Genomic DNA, 15135 nt, shown 5'->3' with positions numbered 1-15135 from the left:
TGATACCCCGCGGCGTCGTTGAGTCCATCGCGAGCAAGCTCGCGCCTACAGAATTGGTGTTCAGCGGACGCTACTGCTGAAGCGGCTGGCGCCTGGCAATTCCAGCACCAGTTCGTCGCCAACATTCAGCGGACCGACGCCGACCGGCGTGCCGGTGAGGATCACGTCACCGGCCTGCAACGAGAAGCAACCGGCCATGTGCTGGATCATCGGCACGATCGGGTTGAGCATCGCGCTGCTGTTGCCATCCTGGCGCACTTCGCCATTGATGGTCAGGCGAATGCCGATGTCGGTCAGGTCCGGGAAGGTGCTGCCGGACACGAACGGTGCGATAACGGCTGCGCCGTCAAAGGACTTGGCGATTTCCCACGGCAGGCCTTTGGACTTCAACTCGGCCTGCTTGTCACGCAGGGTCAAATCCAGGGCTGGCGCAAAACCGGAGATCGCATCGAGCACTTCTTCACGGCTTGGCTTGGTCGACAGGGGTTTGCCGATCAACACCGCGATTTCCGCTTCGTAATGCACTGAACCGCGCTCGGTCGGAATGCTGAAACCGCCTTCCAGCGGCACGACGCAACTGCCTGGCTTGATGAACAGCAGCGGTTCCGTAGGGACCGGGTTGTCCAGTTCTTTGGCGTGTTCGGCGTAGTTACGGCCAATGCATACCACTTTCCCCAGCGGGAAATGAATGCGCGTACCGTCGACATACTGGTGCTGATAGCTCATTGACCGACTCCTGGTTCTAGCGCTTGAATTTAAATCAAACAGCGAAAATCTTGCCCGGGTTCATGATGCCGTTCGGGTCGAACACCGCTTTGACGGCTTTCATGTACTCGATCTCAACCGGCGAGCGGCTGTAGGTCAAGTAATCCCGCTTGGTCATGCCCACGCCGTGCTCGGCGGAAATCGAGCCGTTGTACTTCTCGACGGTTTCAAACACCCATTTGTTGACGGTCGCGCACTTGGCGAAAAACTCGTCCTTGCTCAGGTTATCCGGCTTGAGAATGTTCAAGTGCAGGTTGCCGTCACCAATGTGACCGAACCAGACGATTTCGAAATCCGGATAGTGTTCGCCGACGATCGCGTCGATTTCCTTCAGGAATGCCGGGACCTTCGAGACGGTGACCGAAATGTCGTTCTTGTACGGCGTCCAGTGGGAAATCGTTTCGGATATGTATTCACGCAGCTTCCACAGGTTCTGCAACTGGGTTTCGCTCTGGCTCATCACGCCGTCCAGCACCCAGCCCTGCTCGACGCAGTGTTCAAAGGTTTCCAGGGCATGGTTGGCCACGTCCTCGGTGGTCGCTTCGAATTCCAGCAGCGCGTAGAACGGGCACTGGGTGTCGAACGGCGCGGGCACGTCGCCGCGGGCCATGACTTTGGCCAGGGCCTTGTCGGAGAAGAATTCGAACGCGGTCAGGTCAAGCTTGCCCTGAAAGGCGTGCAACACCGGCATGATCGAGTCGAAATCAGCGGTACCGAGGACCATCGCGGTGAGGTTTTTCGGCGCACGGTCCAGGCGCATGGTCGCCTCGACCACAAAACCGAGGGTGCCTTCCGCGCCGATGAACAGCTGACGCATGTCGTAGCCGGTGGCGTTCTTGATCAGGTCGCGGTTCAGCTCGAGCACATCACCCTTGCCGGTGACCACTTTCATGCCGGCGACCCAGTTGCGGGTCATCCCGTAGCGAATCACCTTGATCCCGCCGGCATTGGTGCCGATGTTGCCGCCAATCTGGCTCGACCCTGCCGACGCGAAGTCCACCGGGTAATACAGGCCCTTTTCTTCTGCGACGTTCTGCAGGTGCTCGGTGACCACGCCCGGCTGGCACACCGCGGTGCGGTCGGTCAGGTTCACGTCGAGAATCTGGTTCATGTAGTCGAATGACACCACCACTTCGCCATTCGCCGCGACGGCAGCGGCGGAAAGCCCGGTCCGTCCGCCAGACGGCACCAGCGCCACTTTGTGCTGATTGGCCCAGCGGACAATGGCCTGGACCTGTTCGGTGGTCTTGGGAAACACGATGGCCGTCGGCGCCGGGGCGAAATGCTTGGTCCAATCCTTGCCGTAAGCGTTCAGGGAGTCGGCATCGGTCAGCACCTTGCCAGGCTCAACCAGGGTCTTCAGCTCATCAATCAGGGCAGGATTGGTCATCGACAGAACTCTCGAACATTTCATGGTCATCCTGAGAACGCTTCACGTCGCAGGAATGAGTGTTTAGCGGGGCGCCTATGCTAGCATATCGACCCCGCAGCATAGTGCCCAATGGCTGTTCTGCGGTAACGGCTTTCCTGCCGTTCGGGTCAGCGTCTGTTGACCATTTCCTGCCATTTTTCTCCGGGATACAGGTTTACGCAGATGAGCAAGACTTCTCTCGATAAGAGCAAGATCAAGTTCCTTCTTCTCGAAGGCGTCCACCAATCGGCTGTCGACGTCCTCAAGTCGGCGGGCTACACCAGCATCGAGTACCTCACCGGTTCTCTGCCTGAAGCCCAGCTGAAGGAAAAGATCGCCGATGCTCACTTCATCGGCATTCGCTCCCGCACTCAACTGACCGAAGAGATCTTCGATCACGCGAAGAAACTGGTCGCGGTCGGCTGTTTCTGCATCGGCACCAACCAGGTTGACCTGAACGCAGCCCGCGAACGCGGCATCGCCGTGTTCAACGCGCCTTACTCCAACACCCGCTCCGTTGCCGAGCTGGTGCTGGCAGAAGCGATCCTGTTGCTGCGCGGTATCCCTGAGAAGAACGCTTCCTGCCACCGTGGCGGCTGGATCAAGAGCGCAGCCAACTCCTTCGAAATCCGGGGCAAGAAGCTGGGTATCGTCGGTTACGGCTCGATCGGTACGCAACTGTCGGTCCTGGCTGAAGGCCTGGGCATGCAGGTGTACTTCTACGACACCGTGACCAAGCTGCCCCTGGGTAACGCCACCCAGGTCGGTAACCTGCACGATCTGCTGGGCATGTCCGATATCGTGACCCTGCACGTTCCGGAAACGGCTGCGACCCAGTGGATGATCGGCGAGAAGGAAATCCGCGCCATCAAGAAGGGCGGCATCCTGATCAACGCCGCCCGCGGCACCGTGGTCGAGCTGCAAGCCCTGGCAGACGCGATCAAGGACAAGCACCTGATCGGTGCGGCCATCGACGTCTTCCCGGTGGAGCCGCGCTCCAACGACGAAGAGTTCGAAAGCCCGCTGCGTGGCCTGGACAACGTGATCCTGACCCCGCACATCGGTGGTTCCACCGCCGAAGCGCAGGCCAACATCGGTCTGGAAGTGGCAGAGAAGCTGGTCAAGTACAGCGACAACGGTACCTCGGTATCGTCGGTGAACTTCCCGGAAGTGGCCCTGCCGGCTCACCCTGGCAAGCACCGTCTGCTGCACATCCACGAGAACATTCCGGGGGTGATGAGCGAGATCAACAAGGTCTTCGCCGAAAACGGCATCAACATCTCCGGTCAGTTCCTGCAGACCAACGAGAAAGTGGGTTACGTGGTGATCGACGTCGACGCCGAGTACTCGGACCTGGCGCAAGAGAAGCTGCAGCACATCAACGGCACCATTCGTTGCCGCGTGTTGTTCTGATCGCGACTTGAGCGACAAAAAAAGGAGACCCTCGGGTCTCCTTTTTCATGTCCATCGAAACGTTATTTAACGTTGACGGTGATCTTCTTCGACACGATCGGCGGATCGAACGGCATGTGGCCGCTGTCGCCCAGTTCCAGCTGCAAGGTGTGCTTGCCCGGGGCCAGCTTGATGGTCGCCTCGGTTTGCGCCTTGCCGAAGTGCATGTGATTGGCGTCCAGTGGAATGGCTGCGCCGGCGGCAGGCAACTTGTCCACGTCAATCAACAGGTGATGGTGACCGGTGTTCTTGGTGACATCACCTGCCGGGGCGAGCGCAACATCCTTGACGCCGAATTTAACCAGGAACTCCTGGCTGACGGTGGCGCCGTCGGCCGGGGAAACGATGAACACTTCTGCGCCCTTCGGGGCCGGAGTCGCAGCCGACGCCAGCACCGAAACGCCCATCAACAGGCCAGCCAATGCTGCTCGTGACATAAAGGTTTTCATTCTCTTCTCCAGTTTTTTTGAAAATTCCGCGTGGCCGTGACAACTTCACGGCCATTCGTTGTCGAAGGCACTCGACAACCATAGCAAAGCGAGCCTGACCCAGCGCGTCGCGATAAATGTATTCAAAGGAGTGACCATGCGCTTTTTGCCTGGCCTGATCTGCCTGTTTCCCCTTCTGAGCCCTTTGGCTCATGCCGAATTGATTGACGATGTAAACGACCGTGGCGAATTGCGCATTGCCCTTGAGGCTAATACACCGCCCTTCAATTTCAAGGACGACGGCAAACTCTCGGGCCTGGAGGTCGAACTGGGCCAACTGCTGGCCAACGAGCTCGATGTGCGGGCCGACTTCGTCGTCACCGATTCCAGCGATCTGTTGACCGGCGTCGAAAGCGGCAAGTACGACGTCGCGATCAACCACATAGCAGTGACCCCGGAACTCAAGGATCGTTTCGACTTCAGCGAACCTTACCTTCACGCCGATGCGCAATTGATCGCGCAAAAAGACGAGCAGCCGCGGCCGATGGTGCTGGTGCAATCGCTGAACGAAGCAACGCCGAAAGCGCCGGCGCCCGTGAGCCTGGCGATTCCGTTTCAGAAGGGTAATCCGGCGTTTCATGCGAGCCTGGAAAACGCCTTGCAGCGGATCAAGGCGGATGGGCGATTGCAGGCGCTGGAGCAGAAGTGGTTGGCAGGCGAATCGGGCGTCGAGCCCAAACCTGGAGAACAATGAAGCCCCCCTGTGGCAGCGTGCCTGCTCGCGATGGGGGTGTATCAGATTGCATCTTTGTTGACTGACACACCGCCATCGCGAGCAGGCTCGCTCCCACAGTGCATGGGCAGTGTCTCAGGGTTGTGCAGCCAACGCCGCAACCGCCTCGGCCAGTTCCAGCTCACTGAACACCAGCACGCCATGGCGCTTGAGCAACGCCGCCGTCACCCCTTCGCCACTGACCTTTACCCCGCTGAACGTCCCGTCATAGGTCAGCAGGTTCCCGCATGACGGGCTGTTGGCCTTGAGCACGGCGATACGAATGCCGTGCTTCTGCACCAGCTCCAGCGCCTGATAAGCACCACTCAGAAACTGCGCGCTGACGTCCTCGCCATCGGTGGTGATCACCGCCGCCTGGCCGTCCAACACTGCACCGCCCTGCCCGCCGGGAATCTCCGCCGCTGCGCGCGGCGTCGGCAAGCCACCGGCCACCTCCGGGCAAAGCGGCACCACGCGGCCTTCATCGAGCCAGTGTTGAAGTTGATCGAACGGCCCGCTGGCCCCGCCGTCGTAACGCACGCGGTGGCCCAGCAGACAGCGGCTTACCAGAATTTTCTGCATGATCAGAACGGCTCGTTGCCACGACGGCGGAACCAGCCGGTCAACGACAGGCGATCGCGGGTCGCGGGCAGGACTTCGTGGGGCACCTCGCCCGACAGGAACACCACCAGGCATCCGCCGGCAGGCACCACATCGTATTCGACGCCATTCTTGAGGTACATGCGCAACTGACCGCCGTGCTCGGGCAACCAGGCGTCGTTGAGGTAGACCACCGCCGAGACCATGCGGCGATCGTCATCGCGGAAACGGTCGACATGCTTGAGGTAGAAAGCCCCCGGCGGGTACAGCGCGAAATGACTTTCGAAATCTTCCAGGCCCATGAACAGACCGCGATTCATCGCCTCGCGCAAGCTGTCCATCAACTCCAGGTAGCTGTCGCAGACCAACGCCTGCCCCGGTTCGATCCACTGGATCCGGTCGCCGCGAATCCCCTCGCGAATCTCCGAAGAAGGCCCGCGCCCCACGGCGGCCGGGGCCAGTTCACCCTCGGTCGCACGTTTACGGCACTCAGCCGCCAGCGCCCAGGTCAGATCCACAGGCAGGAAAATAGTCTGCTGCGACCAGCCGTGTTCGGCCAGATCGTCGACGATACGTAACAGCAGCGGGTGATCAGAGGGTATTGGCATGGCGCGCATAGTATTCCTGCGCCAGAAAATCCGACAGAGCCGCGCAGCGGCTTGATACGAATTCTCGACAAGTCCGTATGCCGCACGGAGAATAGTCGCCTGCTGACAGGAGTCCCTATGCGCCGTTTGCTTTTCTCACTGCTGATGTTCTGCGTTTTGCCCGCTTGGGCAGACGGCCACGACCAGTTGTACAAGGTCGCCGGCTGGCCAGAACAACGCGCGCATTTCAACGATGCCCTTTCCGCGGCGCAGCAGCGTTACCAGAACAGCCTCCCGCCCGCGGTGTTTCAGGCGCTGGTCAACAACAGCAACCAACGCTTTGCGCCGCAAGCCGTGGACCAGCGTGCCGAGGCGCAATTGCGCAAGACCCTCGCCGATCCGAAACCTGCCCTGACGTTTTTCCAGTCGCCACTGGGCAGGAAAGTCGTGGCCGCGGAGTTACTGGCAACCCGTCGCGATCAACTGGCCAAGAATGCCAAGGGTCTGCCGAAGATTCAGGCGAGCGACAGCCGCCTGCTGATCATCGGCCATCTGGCCCAGGCCCTGCCTGCACGGGAGGCCGGTGCGGAAGTCAGCCTGGCGATCGCCGGCGTGGCGGCCGACAGCCTGAGCTCGATGATTCCCGGCCTGCTCGGCGGCGGTCAGGCGCAGGGGATGTTGAACGGTCAGCGCCAGCGCTTGATGGACCAGATCGGCAGCGATCTGAACAACACACTGCTGTATGTGTATCGCGACCTGTCGGATAACGAACTGGAAGAATTTTCGACGTTTGCCGAGTCGGCTGAAGGGCAGGCTTATTATCAGGCGGCGTTGGCGGCGATTCGGGCGGGGTTGGCGGTGGGGCAAAGCCCTGCGAACCTCAGCCAGTAATTTTCGGCGTCTGGCTGGGCCCCTTCGCGAGCAAGCCCGCTCCCACAGGATTCATTGATCCCTGTGGGAGCGGGCTTGCTCGCGAAGGGGCCATAACTGTCGCTACGGATTCCGCCCCTTGATCCGCTTGCTCAAGAACCCGAAATACTCCCCGCGCAACGCCACGGTCTCATTCGCCAGATGATGCCGCGCCAATGGCAGCATCAACACCTGCGGCCGATCGAACTTGGCCTTGAGCACCTCAAGGTTGTGCTGCCAATCCACCGTCATGTCCGCCTGCCCCTGCACGATCAGCGGCTGTCGTTTGCTGCCCGGCGCGGCTTCGATGCGCTTGATCCAGCGTGACAGCGCACCGACCCAGGCCGTTGGCAGCCGCAGCGGCTGCAACGGATCGGCTTGCAGGAACGGCAGGAAATCCGGGTCATTGGAGTTTTCGCTGAAGCGTCGGGCGATGGCTTTGACGAAAGGCTTGAGCAAGTAATAACTGACCTGCGACCAACCCCAGGCCCGCGGCCTCACCAGCGGCGACAGCAGGATCACCTGGCCCTGGGCCGGACTGCTCGCGCCGGCATTCAGCACATGGTCAATCACAATGGCGCCACCGGTGCTCTGCCCGCACAGGTGCCACGGCTGCGGCAAATCGAGGGACTTCGCCTCGGCGAACAGCCCCTGCAACGTGTCCTGGTACTCGGCGAAATCCTTGATGCTCGCCCGCTCGCCGCTGGACAACCCGTGCCCCGGCAAGTCGCAGGCGATCACCGCGAAGCCCTGGTCCAGCGCCCACGCGATCACATGCCGGTAGAGCCCGGTGTGATCGTAGAAACCGTGAAACACGAACAACGTTGCCTTCGCCCGCTCCGGCCACCAGAGCTGGCTGACCACCTCATAGCCGTCCACCTCGAAACGTCCCAAACCACCGCGCAACTGACGCCCCGGAAAGTCCAGGCCGTAGAACCGCCGATACGCCATTGCCTCGGCGGACAGCGGCTGCCCGTCAGCCAAAGGCTGCAGGCCGGCACGCAGGTGATCGGGGTCGAAGGTGGCAGACATGGAAGGTTCCAGAGCACGAAGCGGACTTTATAAGCCTGCGATATTCATCTGTCCCGACAAGCATGGCAAGCTGGGCAACCTTCGAGGATCGACCCCCATGCGTTCGCCCTACCGCACCACACTGCTTGCCAGCCTGCTCGTCCTCATGTGTGCCGGTGTTTTGTGGACGGCCTACGACTGGTTCCAGGGCCGTTACCTGCGTGCGTTCAGCTCACACACCGCCGTGTTCTCCGGCGATCCGTTGCGCCTGCCCGACAACCTCGCGGGGCCCGGCGCCATCCGCCTCGTGCATTTCTGGGATCCGGCCTGCCCGTGCAACGTCGGCAACCAACAACACCTGAGCGAACTGGTCGAGCATTACGTACCCCAGGGCGTCGAGTTTTATGCGGTGCAGAAGCCCGGCAGCCACGGCCAGTTACCCAGCACTTTGAGCAGCCTGAAATCCATCAGCGTGCTCCCTGGGTCGGAGAAGATCCCGGCCAGCCCCGCCGTGGCGATCTGGGATCGCAGCGGCAAACTGGCGTATTTCGGCCCTTACAGCGAGGGCCTGACCTGCAATTCGAGCAACAGCTTTATCGAGCCGATCCTACAAGCGTTAAACGAAGGCCGCACAGTGAGTGCCACGCACACACTGGCGGTCGGGTGTTACTGCCCGTGGCCGGTCGATACATCCAAGTAGGGACAAACAACGCAACACGAATCCCTCCTACGGGCGATGGGCTGATTCGGCAAGCCGTGTTAAACAGTGGCACCAGGGAACTGCCGCCACTGATAACAAGAACAAGGAATCACCATGAAACGCTTCCTGACTGCGCTCGTCCTGCTGCTCGTCGTGCTCGCTGCCGGCGTCGGCTGGTACGTCTACAGCAAGCAGCCGACACGCCAGGGCATGGTTGAACTGCAACACCTGCAAGGCTCCGTCACCGTGCGCTACGACGAGCGCGGCGTCCCGCACATCCGCGCCGAAAACGAACCCGATCTGTACCGCGCGCTTGGCTATGTTCACGCCCAGGATCGGTTGTTCCAGATGGAAGTCCTGCGCCGCCTCGCTCGCGGGGAACTGGCCGAGGTGCTGGGCCCGAAACTGCTCGACACCGACAAGCTGATGCGCAGCCTGCGCATTCGCGAACGTGCCGAAACCTACCTGGCGAACCTGGACAAGCAGTCGCCGACCTTCATTGCCATGCAGGCGTATCTGGACGGCATCAACCAGTATCAGGACAGCCATCCCAAACCTGCAGAGTTCGACGCGCTGGGCATTCCAAAACGTCCGTTCACCGCCCAGGACACCATCAGCATCGCCGGCTACATGGCCTACAGTTTTGCCGCGGCGTTTCGCACCGAACCGCTGCTGACCTACGTGCGCGACCAGTTGGGCGCCGACTACCTGAACGTCTTCGATCTCGATTGGCAACCCAAAGGCGTGCTCGCGAAGAACGCCGGCACCACCAGGTCGCCGCTCGCCGGTGCTGACTGGAAAGACCTCAACGCCCTCGCCCGCCTCAGCGAGCAGGCCCTGGCGGATAACGGCCTGCCGCAGTTCGAAGGCAGCAACGCCTGGGTCGTTTCCGGCAGCCGGACCAAAAGTGGCAAGCCGCTGCTGGCGGGTGATCCGCACATCCGTTTTTCCGCACCATCGGTATGGTACGAAGCGCAGCTCTCGGCGCCGGGCTTCGAACTCTACGGTCACTATCAGGCGTTGATGCCCTTCGCCTCGCTGGGGATGAACCGTGATTTCGGCTGGAGCATCACCATGTTCCAGAACGACGACCTCGATCTGATCGCCGAGAAGGTCAACCCGGACAACGCCAATCAGGTCTGGTATCGCGGCCAATGGGTGGACCTGGTCAGCAGCGAACAGCAGATCGCGGTCAAGGGCCAGGCGCCGGTGACGCTGGTGTTGCGCCAGTCGCCCCACGGGCCGATCGTCAACGATGCGCTGGGCAGCGCCGCCGGCAAGACGCCGATCGCCATGTGGTGGGGCTTCCTCGAAAGCCAGAACCCGATCCTCGAAGGTTTCTACCAGCTCAACCGCGCCGACACCCTGGCCAAGGCCCGCAGTGCCGCGGCCAAGGTCCAGGCACCGGGGCTGAACATCGTCTGGGCCAACGCCAAGGGCGACATCGCCTGGTGGGCGGCGGCGCAAATGCCGAAGCGACCGGCGGGCGTGCGGCCGTGGTTCATCCTCGACGGCAGCAGCGCCGAAGCGGACAAGGACGGTTTTTACCCATTCAGCGCCAACCCGCAGGAAGAAAACCCGGCGCGAGGCTATATCGTCTCCGCCAACTTCCAGCCGGTGTCACCGACCGGGATCGAGATTCCCGGTTACTACAATCTGGCTGATCGCGGTCAGCAGCTCAATCGCCAGCTCAGCGACAAGTCCGTGAAGTGGGACCTGCAGGCCAGTCAGGCCTTGCAGCTGGGCACCACCACCGCCTACGGTCCGCGCTTGCTCGCGCCGCTGTTGCCCGTGCTGCGGGAAGTGGTGAGCGATCCCGCCGAACTCAAGCTGGTGGAGCAACTGGCGCAATGGCCAGGGGACTATCCGCTGGACTCCATCAGCGCCACGCTGTTCAACCAGTTCCTGTTCAACCTCGCGGACGCAACGATGCACGACGAGCTGGGCAACGACTTTTTCGAAACGCTGCTCTCGACCCGGGTGATCGACGCCGCGCTGCCGCGGCTGGCGGCGAATGCCGACTCGCCGTGGTGGGACAACCGCAGCACTCCCGCCAGGGAAACCCGCGCCGATACGGTAAAAGTGGCGTGGCAAGCGAGCCTCGCGCACCTCAAGGCCACGCTGGGTGCGGATGTCACGCAATGGCAGTGGGGCAAGGCGCACACGCTGACCCATGGTCATCCACTGGGACAACAGAAGCCGCTGGACCGGATCTTCAACGTCGGGCCGTTCGCGGCGCCCGGCAGCCATGAAGTGCCGAACAACCTCTCGGCGAAGATCGGGCCGGCCCCGTGGCCAGTGACTTACGGACCGTCGACCCGCCGCCTGATCGACTTCGCCGACCCGGCCCACAGCCTCACCGTCAACCCGGTCGGGCAGAGTGGCGTGCCGTTTGACCGGCATTACGAGGATCAGGCGGAGGCGTATATCGAAGGGGTGTATTTCCAGGCGCATCTGAATGATGAGGAAGTGACGGCGAATACACGCAGTACGTTGAAGCTGTTGCCGGCGCGAGCTGCTCAGTAGGTTTTTGCGCCTGCCAGGGCCCCATCGCGAGCAGGCTCGCTCCCACAGGGAATATGAGTTCCAATGTGGGAGCGAGCCTGCTCGCGATGGGGCCCTGGCAGGCACAGGAGATCTCACCTCAAACCATCGCCGCAAAATTCAACCTGAACTGCTGCGGCGTTACCCCCAACCGGCGATTGAACACGCTGCGCATATGCTGGGCGTCGCGAAAACCACACTGATAGGCCACGGTCTTCAACGGCGCCGCCGTGCTTTCCAGCATCACCCGCGCCGCGTCCACCCTCGCCCGTTCGACGAATTCCGCGGGGGTGATTTTCGCTTCCTTGGCGAACACCCGGGAAAAGTTGCGCGCACTCATGTTCGCCGCATCGGCCAGGTCGGCGATGGTCAGGTCGCCGGTCAGGTTGGCCAGCACATAATGCTGAACCATCGCCACCGCCGACGTCGCCTCGGCGTGCGGCGTGAGGAACGGGCTGAACTGCGATTGCCCGCCAGAACGCTGGGTAAACACGACCAGGCGCTTGGCCACACTCAGGGCGACTTCCGGCCCGTAGTCACGGGCCAACAGAAACAACGACAGATCAATCCCCGCCGTGACGCCCGCCGAGGTGTAGAGCTCGCCGTCCTGCAAATACAGGCGGTCAGCGTCGACCTGCGTCGACGGGCACAACGCCGCCAGCGCCGTCGCATCGTCCCAGTGCGTCGTCACCGTCCGCCCCTCAAGCAACCCGGCGCGGGCCAGCATGAACGCGCCGTTGCAAATCGAGCCGAACCGTTGCGCCCGTGCGCAGGCCTCACGCAGCCAGGCGTCGAAGGTCACGCCAAAATTCATGAACGGTAACTGTGGCCCACCGGCCACCAGCAACAAATCGTAAGCGTCCTGCGCTTCGCTGAAGTGCCGATGGGCATTGAGCGACAAGCCGTTGGAACACGGCATCACCCCGCGCTCGACGCCGATCACTTCCAGCCGATAGTGATCCTCCGGCGCCAGGAAGCGATTGGCTTCGCAAAACACGTCCATGGGGCCGGTGACGTCCAGGGACTGAACGCCGGCGAACACCACGATGGCAACGGTTTTACTCATGACGTGACTCGCTCTCAATGGCTTCGACAGCACCGCCCCCTGTAGAAGCGAGCTTGCTCGCGATGGACACCCAGGCACCACGGAGCGTCAGGATGCCAACGTTATCGTTGACGACCATCGCGAGCAGGCTCGCTCCTACAGGGACGGTGTGACCAAAGTAGCCAATCCGCCCGCAACAAGCGAGGTTGGCGCGATATGCACGCTCATTGGCCGGGATCGCAGCCATGGATCGATTGTCCGGTTTTGGGTGACGGAACAGACTTGTTCCATCAGCGCCGCCACGGCGTTCCCCACGAGGACAGCACCATGAGCAGCACCATTGCCGGTATCAAAATCCCCGACAGCGCATTGGCCAGGGCCACCACGGAATACATCCGCGACGTCGAATCCGACCTGCTGTATCACCACTCGCGTCGGGTATTCCTGTTCGGCGCGTTGAGCGGCGAACGCAAGCAACTGGCCTACAACCCGGAGTTGTTATACGTCGGCGCGATGTTCCACGACCTCGGCCTGGTGGAAGGTCACCGCTCAGACAACGAACGCTTCGAAGTCGACAGCGCCAACGCCGCCAAGGCGTTCCTCAAGCCTTACGGTTTTTCCGACGACGATATCGAGCAGGTGTGGTTGTCGATCGCCCTGCACACCACGCCGAATGTGGTGCACCACTTGCGCCCTAACGTCGCCCTGGTGACCGCCGGGGTTGAGATGGATGTGCTGGGTATCGACTACGCCGCGTTCCCCACTGTGCAGCGCGAGGCGGTGGTGCATGCGCATCCACGGGGTGACGGGTTCAAGGAGTGCATCCTGTGTGCGTTCGCCAACGGCTTCAAGCACAAGCCGCAGACCACGTTCGGTACAGTGAATGCGGATGTGCTGGTGGACAGCGAGCCAGGCTTCAAGCCGATGAGTTTCGTCGAGATCATCCGCAAGTCGCCGTGGATCTCCTGATCACTGAAAAACCTGTGGGAGCGAGCCTGCTCGCGATAGCGGAATGTCAGACAACAATGATGTCGACTGACACTCCCTCATCGCGAGCAGGCTCGCTCCCACAGTAGAACCGGGGATGGCCACACATCTGTGGCTATCCCTCAGGCCGCTTCCGGCGCCTGCGCGCGACGCACGTCCGGTTGTTTCCACGAGTCGGCCGCGCTTTCTTCGATCGCCTGCTGAATCGCACGTTTGCGCGCTTCTTCGGCACGGCGGCTGAAGAACCAGACCAGGAAGGTCATCAGCGATACCGCCAGCAGAATCAGGCTGGCCACGGCGTTGATTTCAGGTTTCACGCCCAGGCGCACTGCCGAGAACACTTCCATCGGCAGGGTCGTCGACCCCGGACCCGACACGAAGCTCGCCAACACCAGGTCATCCAGGGACAAGGCGAAGGACATCATGCCGCCCGCGCCCAGCGACGGCGCGATCATCGGGATGGTGATCAGGAAGAACACCTTCCACGGCCGCGCGCCCAGGTCCATGGCCGCCTCTTCGATGGACAGGTCCAGCTCACGCAAGCGCGCCGACACCACCACTGCCACGTACGCCGCACAGAACGTCGTGTGGGCGATCCAGATGGTGACGATGCCGCGTTCCTGTGGCCAGCCGATCATCTGCGCCATCGCCACGAACAGCAGCAACAGCGACAGACCAGTGATCACTTCCGGCATCACCAGCGGCGCGGTGACCAGGCCACCGAACAGCGTGCGACCCTTGAAGTGGGTAATCCGGGTCAGGACGAACGCCGCCAATGTCCCCAACGCCACCGCCGCCACCGCCGTGTAGCAGGCGATTTCCAGCGAGCGCACCACCGAGCCCATCAGTTGCGTATTGTCCATCAGGCCGACGTACCACTTGATCGACCAGCCGCCCCACACGGTCACCAGTTTCGAGGCGTTGAACGAGTAGATCACCAGGATCAGCATCGGCGCGTAGATGAACAGCAAACCCGCTACCAGCATGAAACTTGAGAAACGGAAGCGCTTCATTCCTTGCCCTCCATTTCTTTGGCCTGACTACGGTTGAAAAGGATGATCGGCACAATCAGGATCGCCAGCATCACCACCGCCAGGGCAGATGCCACCGGCCAGTCACGGTTGTTGAAGAACTCTTGCCACAGCACTTTACCGATCATCAGGGTTTCCGGACCGCCCAGCAGTTCAGGGATCACGAACTCACCCACGACCGGAATGAACACCAGCATGCAGCCGGCGATGATGCCGTTCTTGGACAGCGGGATGGTGATCTTCCAGAAGCTGTTGAAGGTGCTCGAACCGAGGTCGGAGGCGGCTTCCAGCAGGCTGTTATCGTGCTTCACCAGGTTGGCGTAGAGCGGCAGGATCATGAACGGCAGGTACGAATAAACGACGCCGATGTACACCGCGAGGTTGGTGTTGAGGATCTGCAGCGGCTCGTTGATCCAGCCCATGCTCATCAGGAACCCGTTGAGCAAGCCGTTGTTGCTGAGGATACCCATCCACGCGTACACGCGGATCAGGATTGCGGTCCAGGTCGGCATCATGATCAGCAGCACCAGCACCGTTTGCAGCTCTTTGCGGGCACTGGCGATGGCGTAGGCCATCGGGTAGCCGATCAGCAGGCAGAGGATGGTGCTGAACAGCGCCATCTTCAGCGAGCCGAGGTAGGCGGCGATGTACAACTCGTCGTCGCCGAGCATCGAGTAGTTGGCCAGGTTGAGCAGCACCTGCAGCTTCTGGTCAACGAAGGTGTAGATCTCGGTGTACGGCGGGATCGCCACGTCGGCTTCGGCGAAGCTGATCTTCAGGACGATGAAGAACGGCAGCATGAAGAACATGAACAGCCAGATGAACGGAACCCCGATGACCAACTGGCGGCCACCGGGAATTATTCGATTGAGGCGGCGTTTGAATTTGCGCAT

At 61.5% G+C, this 15135-nt stretch carries 16 protein-coding genes; 6 read left to right on the top strand and 10 right to left on the bottom strand.

Annotation, left to right across the window (positions count from 1 at the left end):
* Positions 1–60: 60 nt before the first annotated feature.
* Together NTD84_RS23195 and NTD84_RS23190 are read right to left on the bottom strand one after the other, a co-directional pair.
* A complete protein-coding gene (locus NTD84_RS23195) occupies positions 61–726 on the bottom strand; it encodes a fumarylacetoacetate hydrolase family protein (RefSeq protein WP_262170435.1) in 666 nt (221 codons plus the stop codon).
* Between the two features lie 34 nt (positions 727–760).
* Positions 761–2155: an FAD-binding oxidoreductase gene (locus NTD84_RS23190; protein ID WP_262170432.1), complete on the bottom strand. Its 1395-nt coding sequence runs from the start codon at positions 2153–2155 to the stop codon at positions 761–763.
* A 204-nt stretch (positions 2156–2359) separates the two neighbouring features.
* On the opposite strand from NTD84_RS23190, the gene serA reads away from it, so the two are divergent.
* A complete protein-coding gene (gene serA, locus NTD84_RS23185) occupies positions 2360–3589 on the top strand; it encodes a phosphoglycerate dehydrogenase (RefSeq protein ID WP_262170429.1) in 1230 nt (409 codons plus the stop codon).
* A gap of 62 nt (positions 3590–3651) precedes the next feature.
* On the opposite strand, the gene NTD84_RS23180 is transcribed toward serA, so the two are convergent.
* A complete protein-coding gene (locus NTD84_RS23180) occupies positions 3652–4077 on the bottom strand; it encodes a DUF4399 domain-containing protein (protein WP_262170426.1) in 426 nt (141 codons plus the stop codon).
* A 136-nt stretch (positions 4078–4213) separates the two neighbouring features.
* Here NTD84_RS23180 and NTD84_RS23175 point away from each other — a divergent pair, with 136 nt between their 5' ends.
* Positions 4214–4810: a transporter substrate-binding domain-containing protein gene (locus tag NTD84_RS23175; protein ID WP_262170423.1), complete on the top strand. Its 597-nt coding sequence runs from the start codon at positions 4214–4216 to the stop codon at positions 4808–4810.
* 114 nt (positions 4811–4924) lie between these two features.
* Here the strand turns inward: NTD84_RS23175 and NTD84_RS23170 are convergent, their stop codons facing one another.
* A complete protein-coding gene (locus tag NTD84_RS23170) occupies positions 4925–5410 on the bottom strand; it encodes a DUF523 domain-containing protein (RefSeq protein WP_262170420.1) in 486 nt (161 codons plus the stop codon).
* Between the two features lie 2 nt (positions 5411–5412).
* On the bottom strand, positions 5413–6045 hold the full coding sequence (locus NTD84_RS23165) for a 2OG-Fe(II) oxygenase (protein WP_262170418.1): 633 nt from the start codon (positions 6043–6045) through the stop codon (positions 5413–5415).
* Between the two features lie 108 nt (positions 6046–6153).
* On the opposite strand from NTD84_RS23165, the gene NTD84_RS23160 reads away from it, so the two are divergent.
* Positions 6154–6906 carry a DUF2059 domain-containing protein gene (locus NTD84_RS23160; protein ID WP_262170415.1) on the top strand — a complete coding sequence of 251 codons (753 nt, stop codon included), beginning with the start codon at positions 6154–6156 and terminating at the stop codon, positions 6904–6906.
* A gap of 102 nt (positions 6907–7008) precedes the next feature.
* Here NTD84_RS23160 and NTD84_RS23155 read toward each other — a convergent pair whose 3' ends face one another.
* Entirely contained in the window at positions 7009–7956 is a 948-nt protein-coding gene (locus NTD84_RS23155; protein WP_262170412.1) for an alpha/beta hydrolase, read from the bottom strand.
* A 97-nt stretch (positions 7957–8053) separates the two neighbouring features.
* Between NTD84_RS23155 and NTD84_RS23150 the strand changes: the two genes are divergently transcribed.
* Together NTD84_RS23150 and NTD84_RS23145 are read left to right on the top strand one after the other, a co-directional pair.
* A complete protein-coding gene (locus NTD84_RS23150; RefSeq protein ID WP_262170410.1) occupies positions 8054–8635 on the top strand; it encodes a DUF6436 domain-containing protein in 582 nt (193 codons plus the stop codon).
* Between the two features lie 114 nt (positions 8636–8749).
* Positions 8750–11161 carry a penicillin acylase family protein gene (locus NTD84_RS23145; RefSeq protein WP_262170408.1) on the top strand — a complete coding sequence of 804 codons (2412 nt, stop codon included), beginning with the start codon at positions 8750–8752 and terminating at the stop codon, positions 11159–11161.
* A 118-nt stretch (positions 11162–11279) separates the two neighbouring features.
* On the opposite strand, the gene NTD84_RS23140 is transcribed toward NTD84_RS23145, so the two are convergent.
* Both NTD84_RS23140 and NTD84_RS23135 read right to left on the bottom strand, forming a co-directional pair.
* Positions 11280–12245 (bottom strand): GlxA family transcriptional regulator, encoded by a 966-nt coding sequence (locus NTD84_RS23140; protein ID WP_262170406.1) that lies wholly within the window; start codon positions 12243–12245, stop codon positions 11280–11282.
* On the bottom strand, positions 12238–12471 hold the full coding sequence (locus tag NTD84_RS23135; protein WP_262170404.1) for a hypothetical protein: 234 nt from the start codon (positions 12469–12471) through the stop codon (positions 12238–12240). Before NTD84_RS23135 ends, NTD84_RS23140 begins: the two co-directional genes overlap by 8 nt.
* 80 nt (positions 12472–12551) lie before the next feature.
* On the opposite strand from NTD84_RS23135, the gene NTD84_RS23130 reads away from it, so the two are divergent.
* On the top strand, positions 12552–13193 hold the full coding sequence (locus NTD84_RS23130; RefSeq protein ID WP_262170402.1) for an HD domain-containing protein: 642 nt from the start codon (positions 12552–12554) through the stop codon (positions 13191–13193).
* 140 nt (positions 13194–13333) lie between these two features.
* On the opposite strand, the gene NTD84_RS23125 is transcribed toward NTD84_RS23130, so the two are convergent.
* Together NTD84_RS23125 and NTD84_RS23120 are read right to left on the bottom strand one after the other, a co-directional pair.
* On the bottom strand, positions 13334–14224 hold the full coding sequence (locus NTD84_RS23125) for an ABC transporter permease subunit (protein WP_131061052.1): 891 nt from the start codon (positions 14222–14224) through the stop codon (positions 13334–13336).
* A complete protein-coding gene (locus tag NTD84_RS23120; RefSeq protein ID WP_262170769.1) occupies positions 14221–15102 on the bottom strand; it encodes an ABC transporter permease subunit in 882 nt (293 codons plus the stop codon). Before NTD84_RS23120 ends, NTD84_RS23125 begins: the two co-directional genes overlap by 4 nt.
* Positions 15103–15135: the final 33 nt, after the last annotated feature.

The sequence above is a fragment of the Pseudomonas sp. 14P_8.1_Bac3 genome, assembly GCF_025466085.1.
Taxonomy (GTDB): domain Bacteria; phylum Pseudomonadota; class Gammaproteobacteria; order Pseudomonadales; family Pseudomonadaceae; genus Aquipseudomonas.
This window is presented reverse-complemented; position numbering and strand designations above follow the sequence as displayed.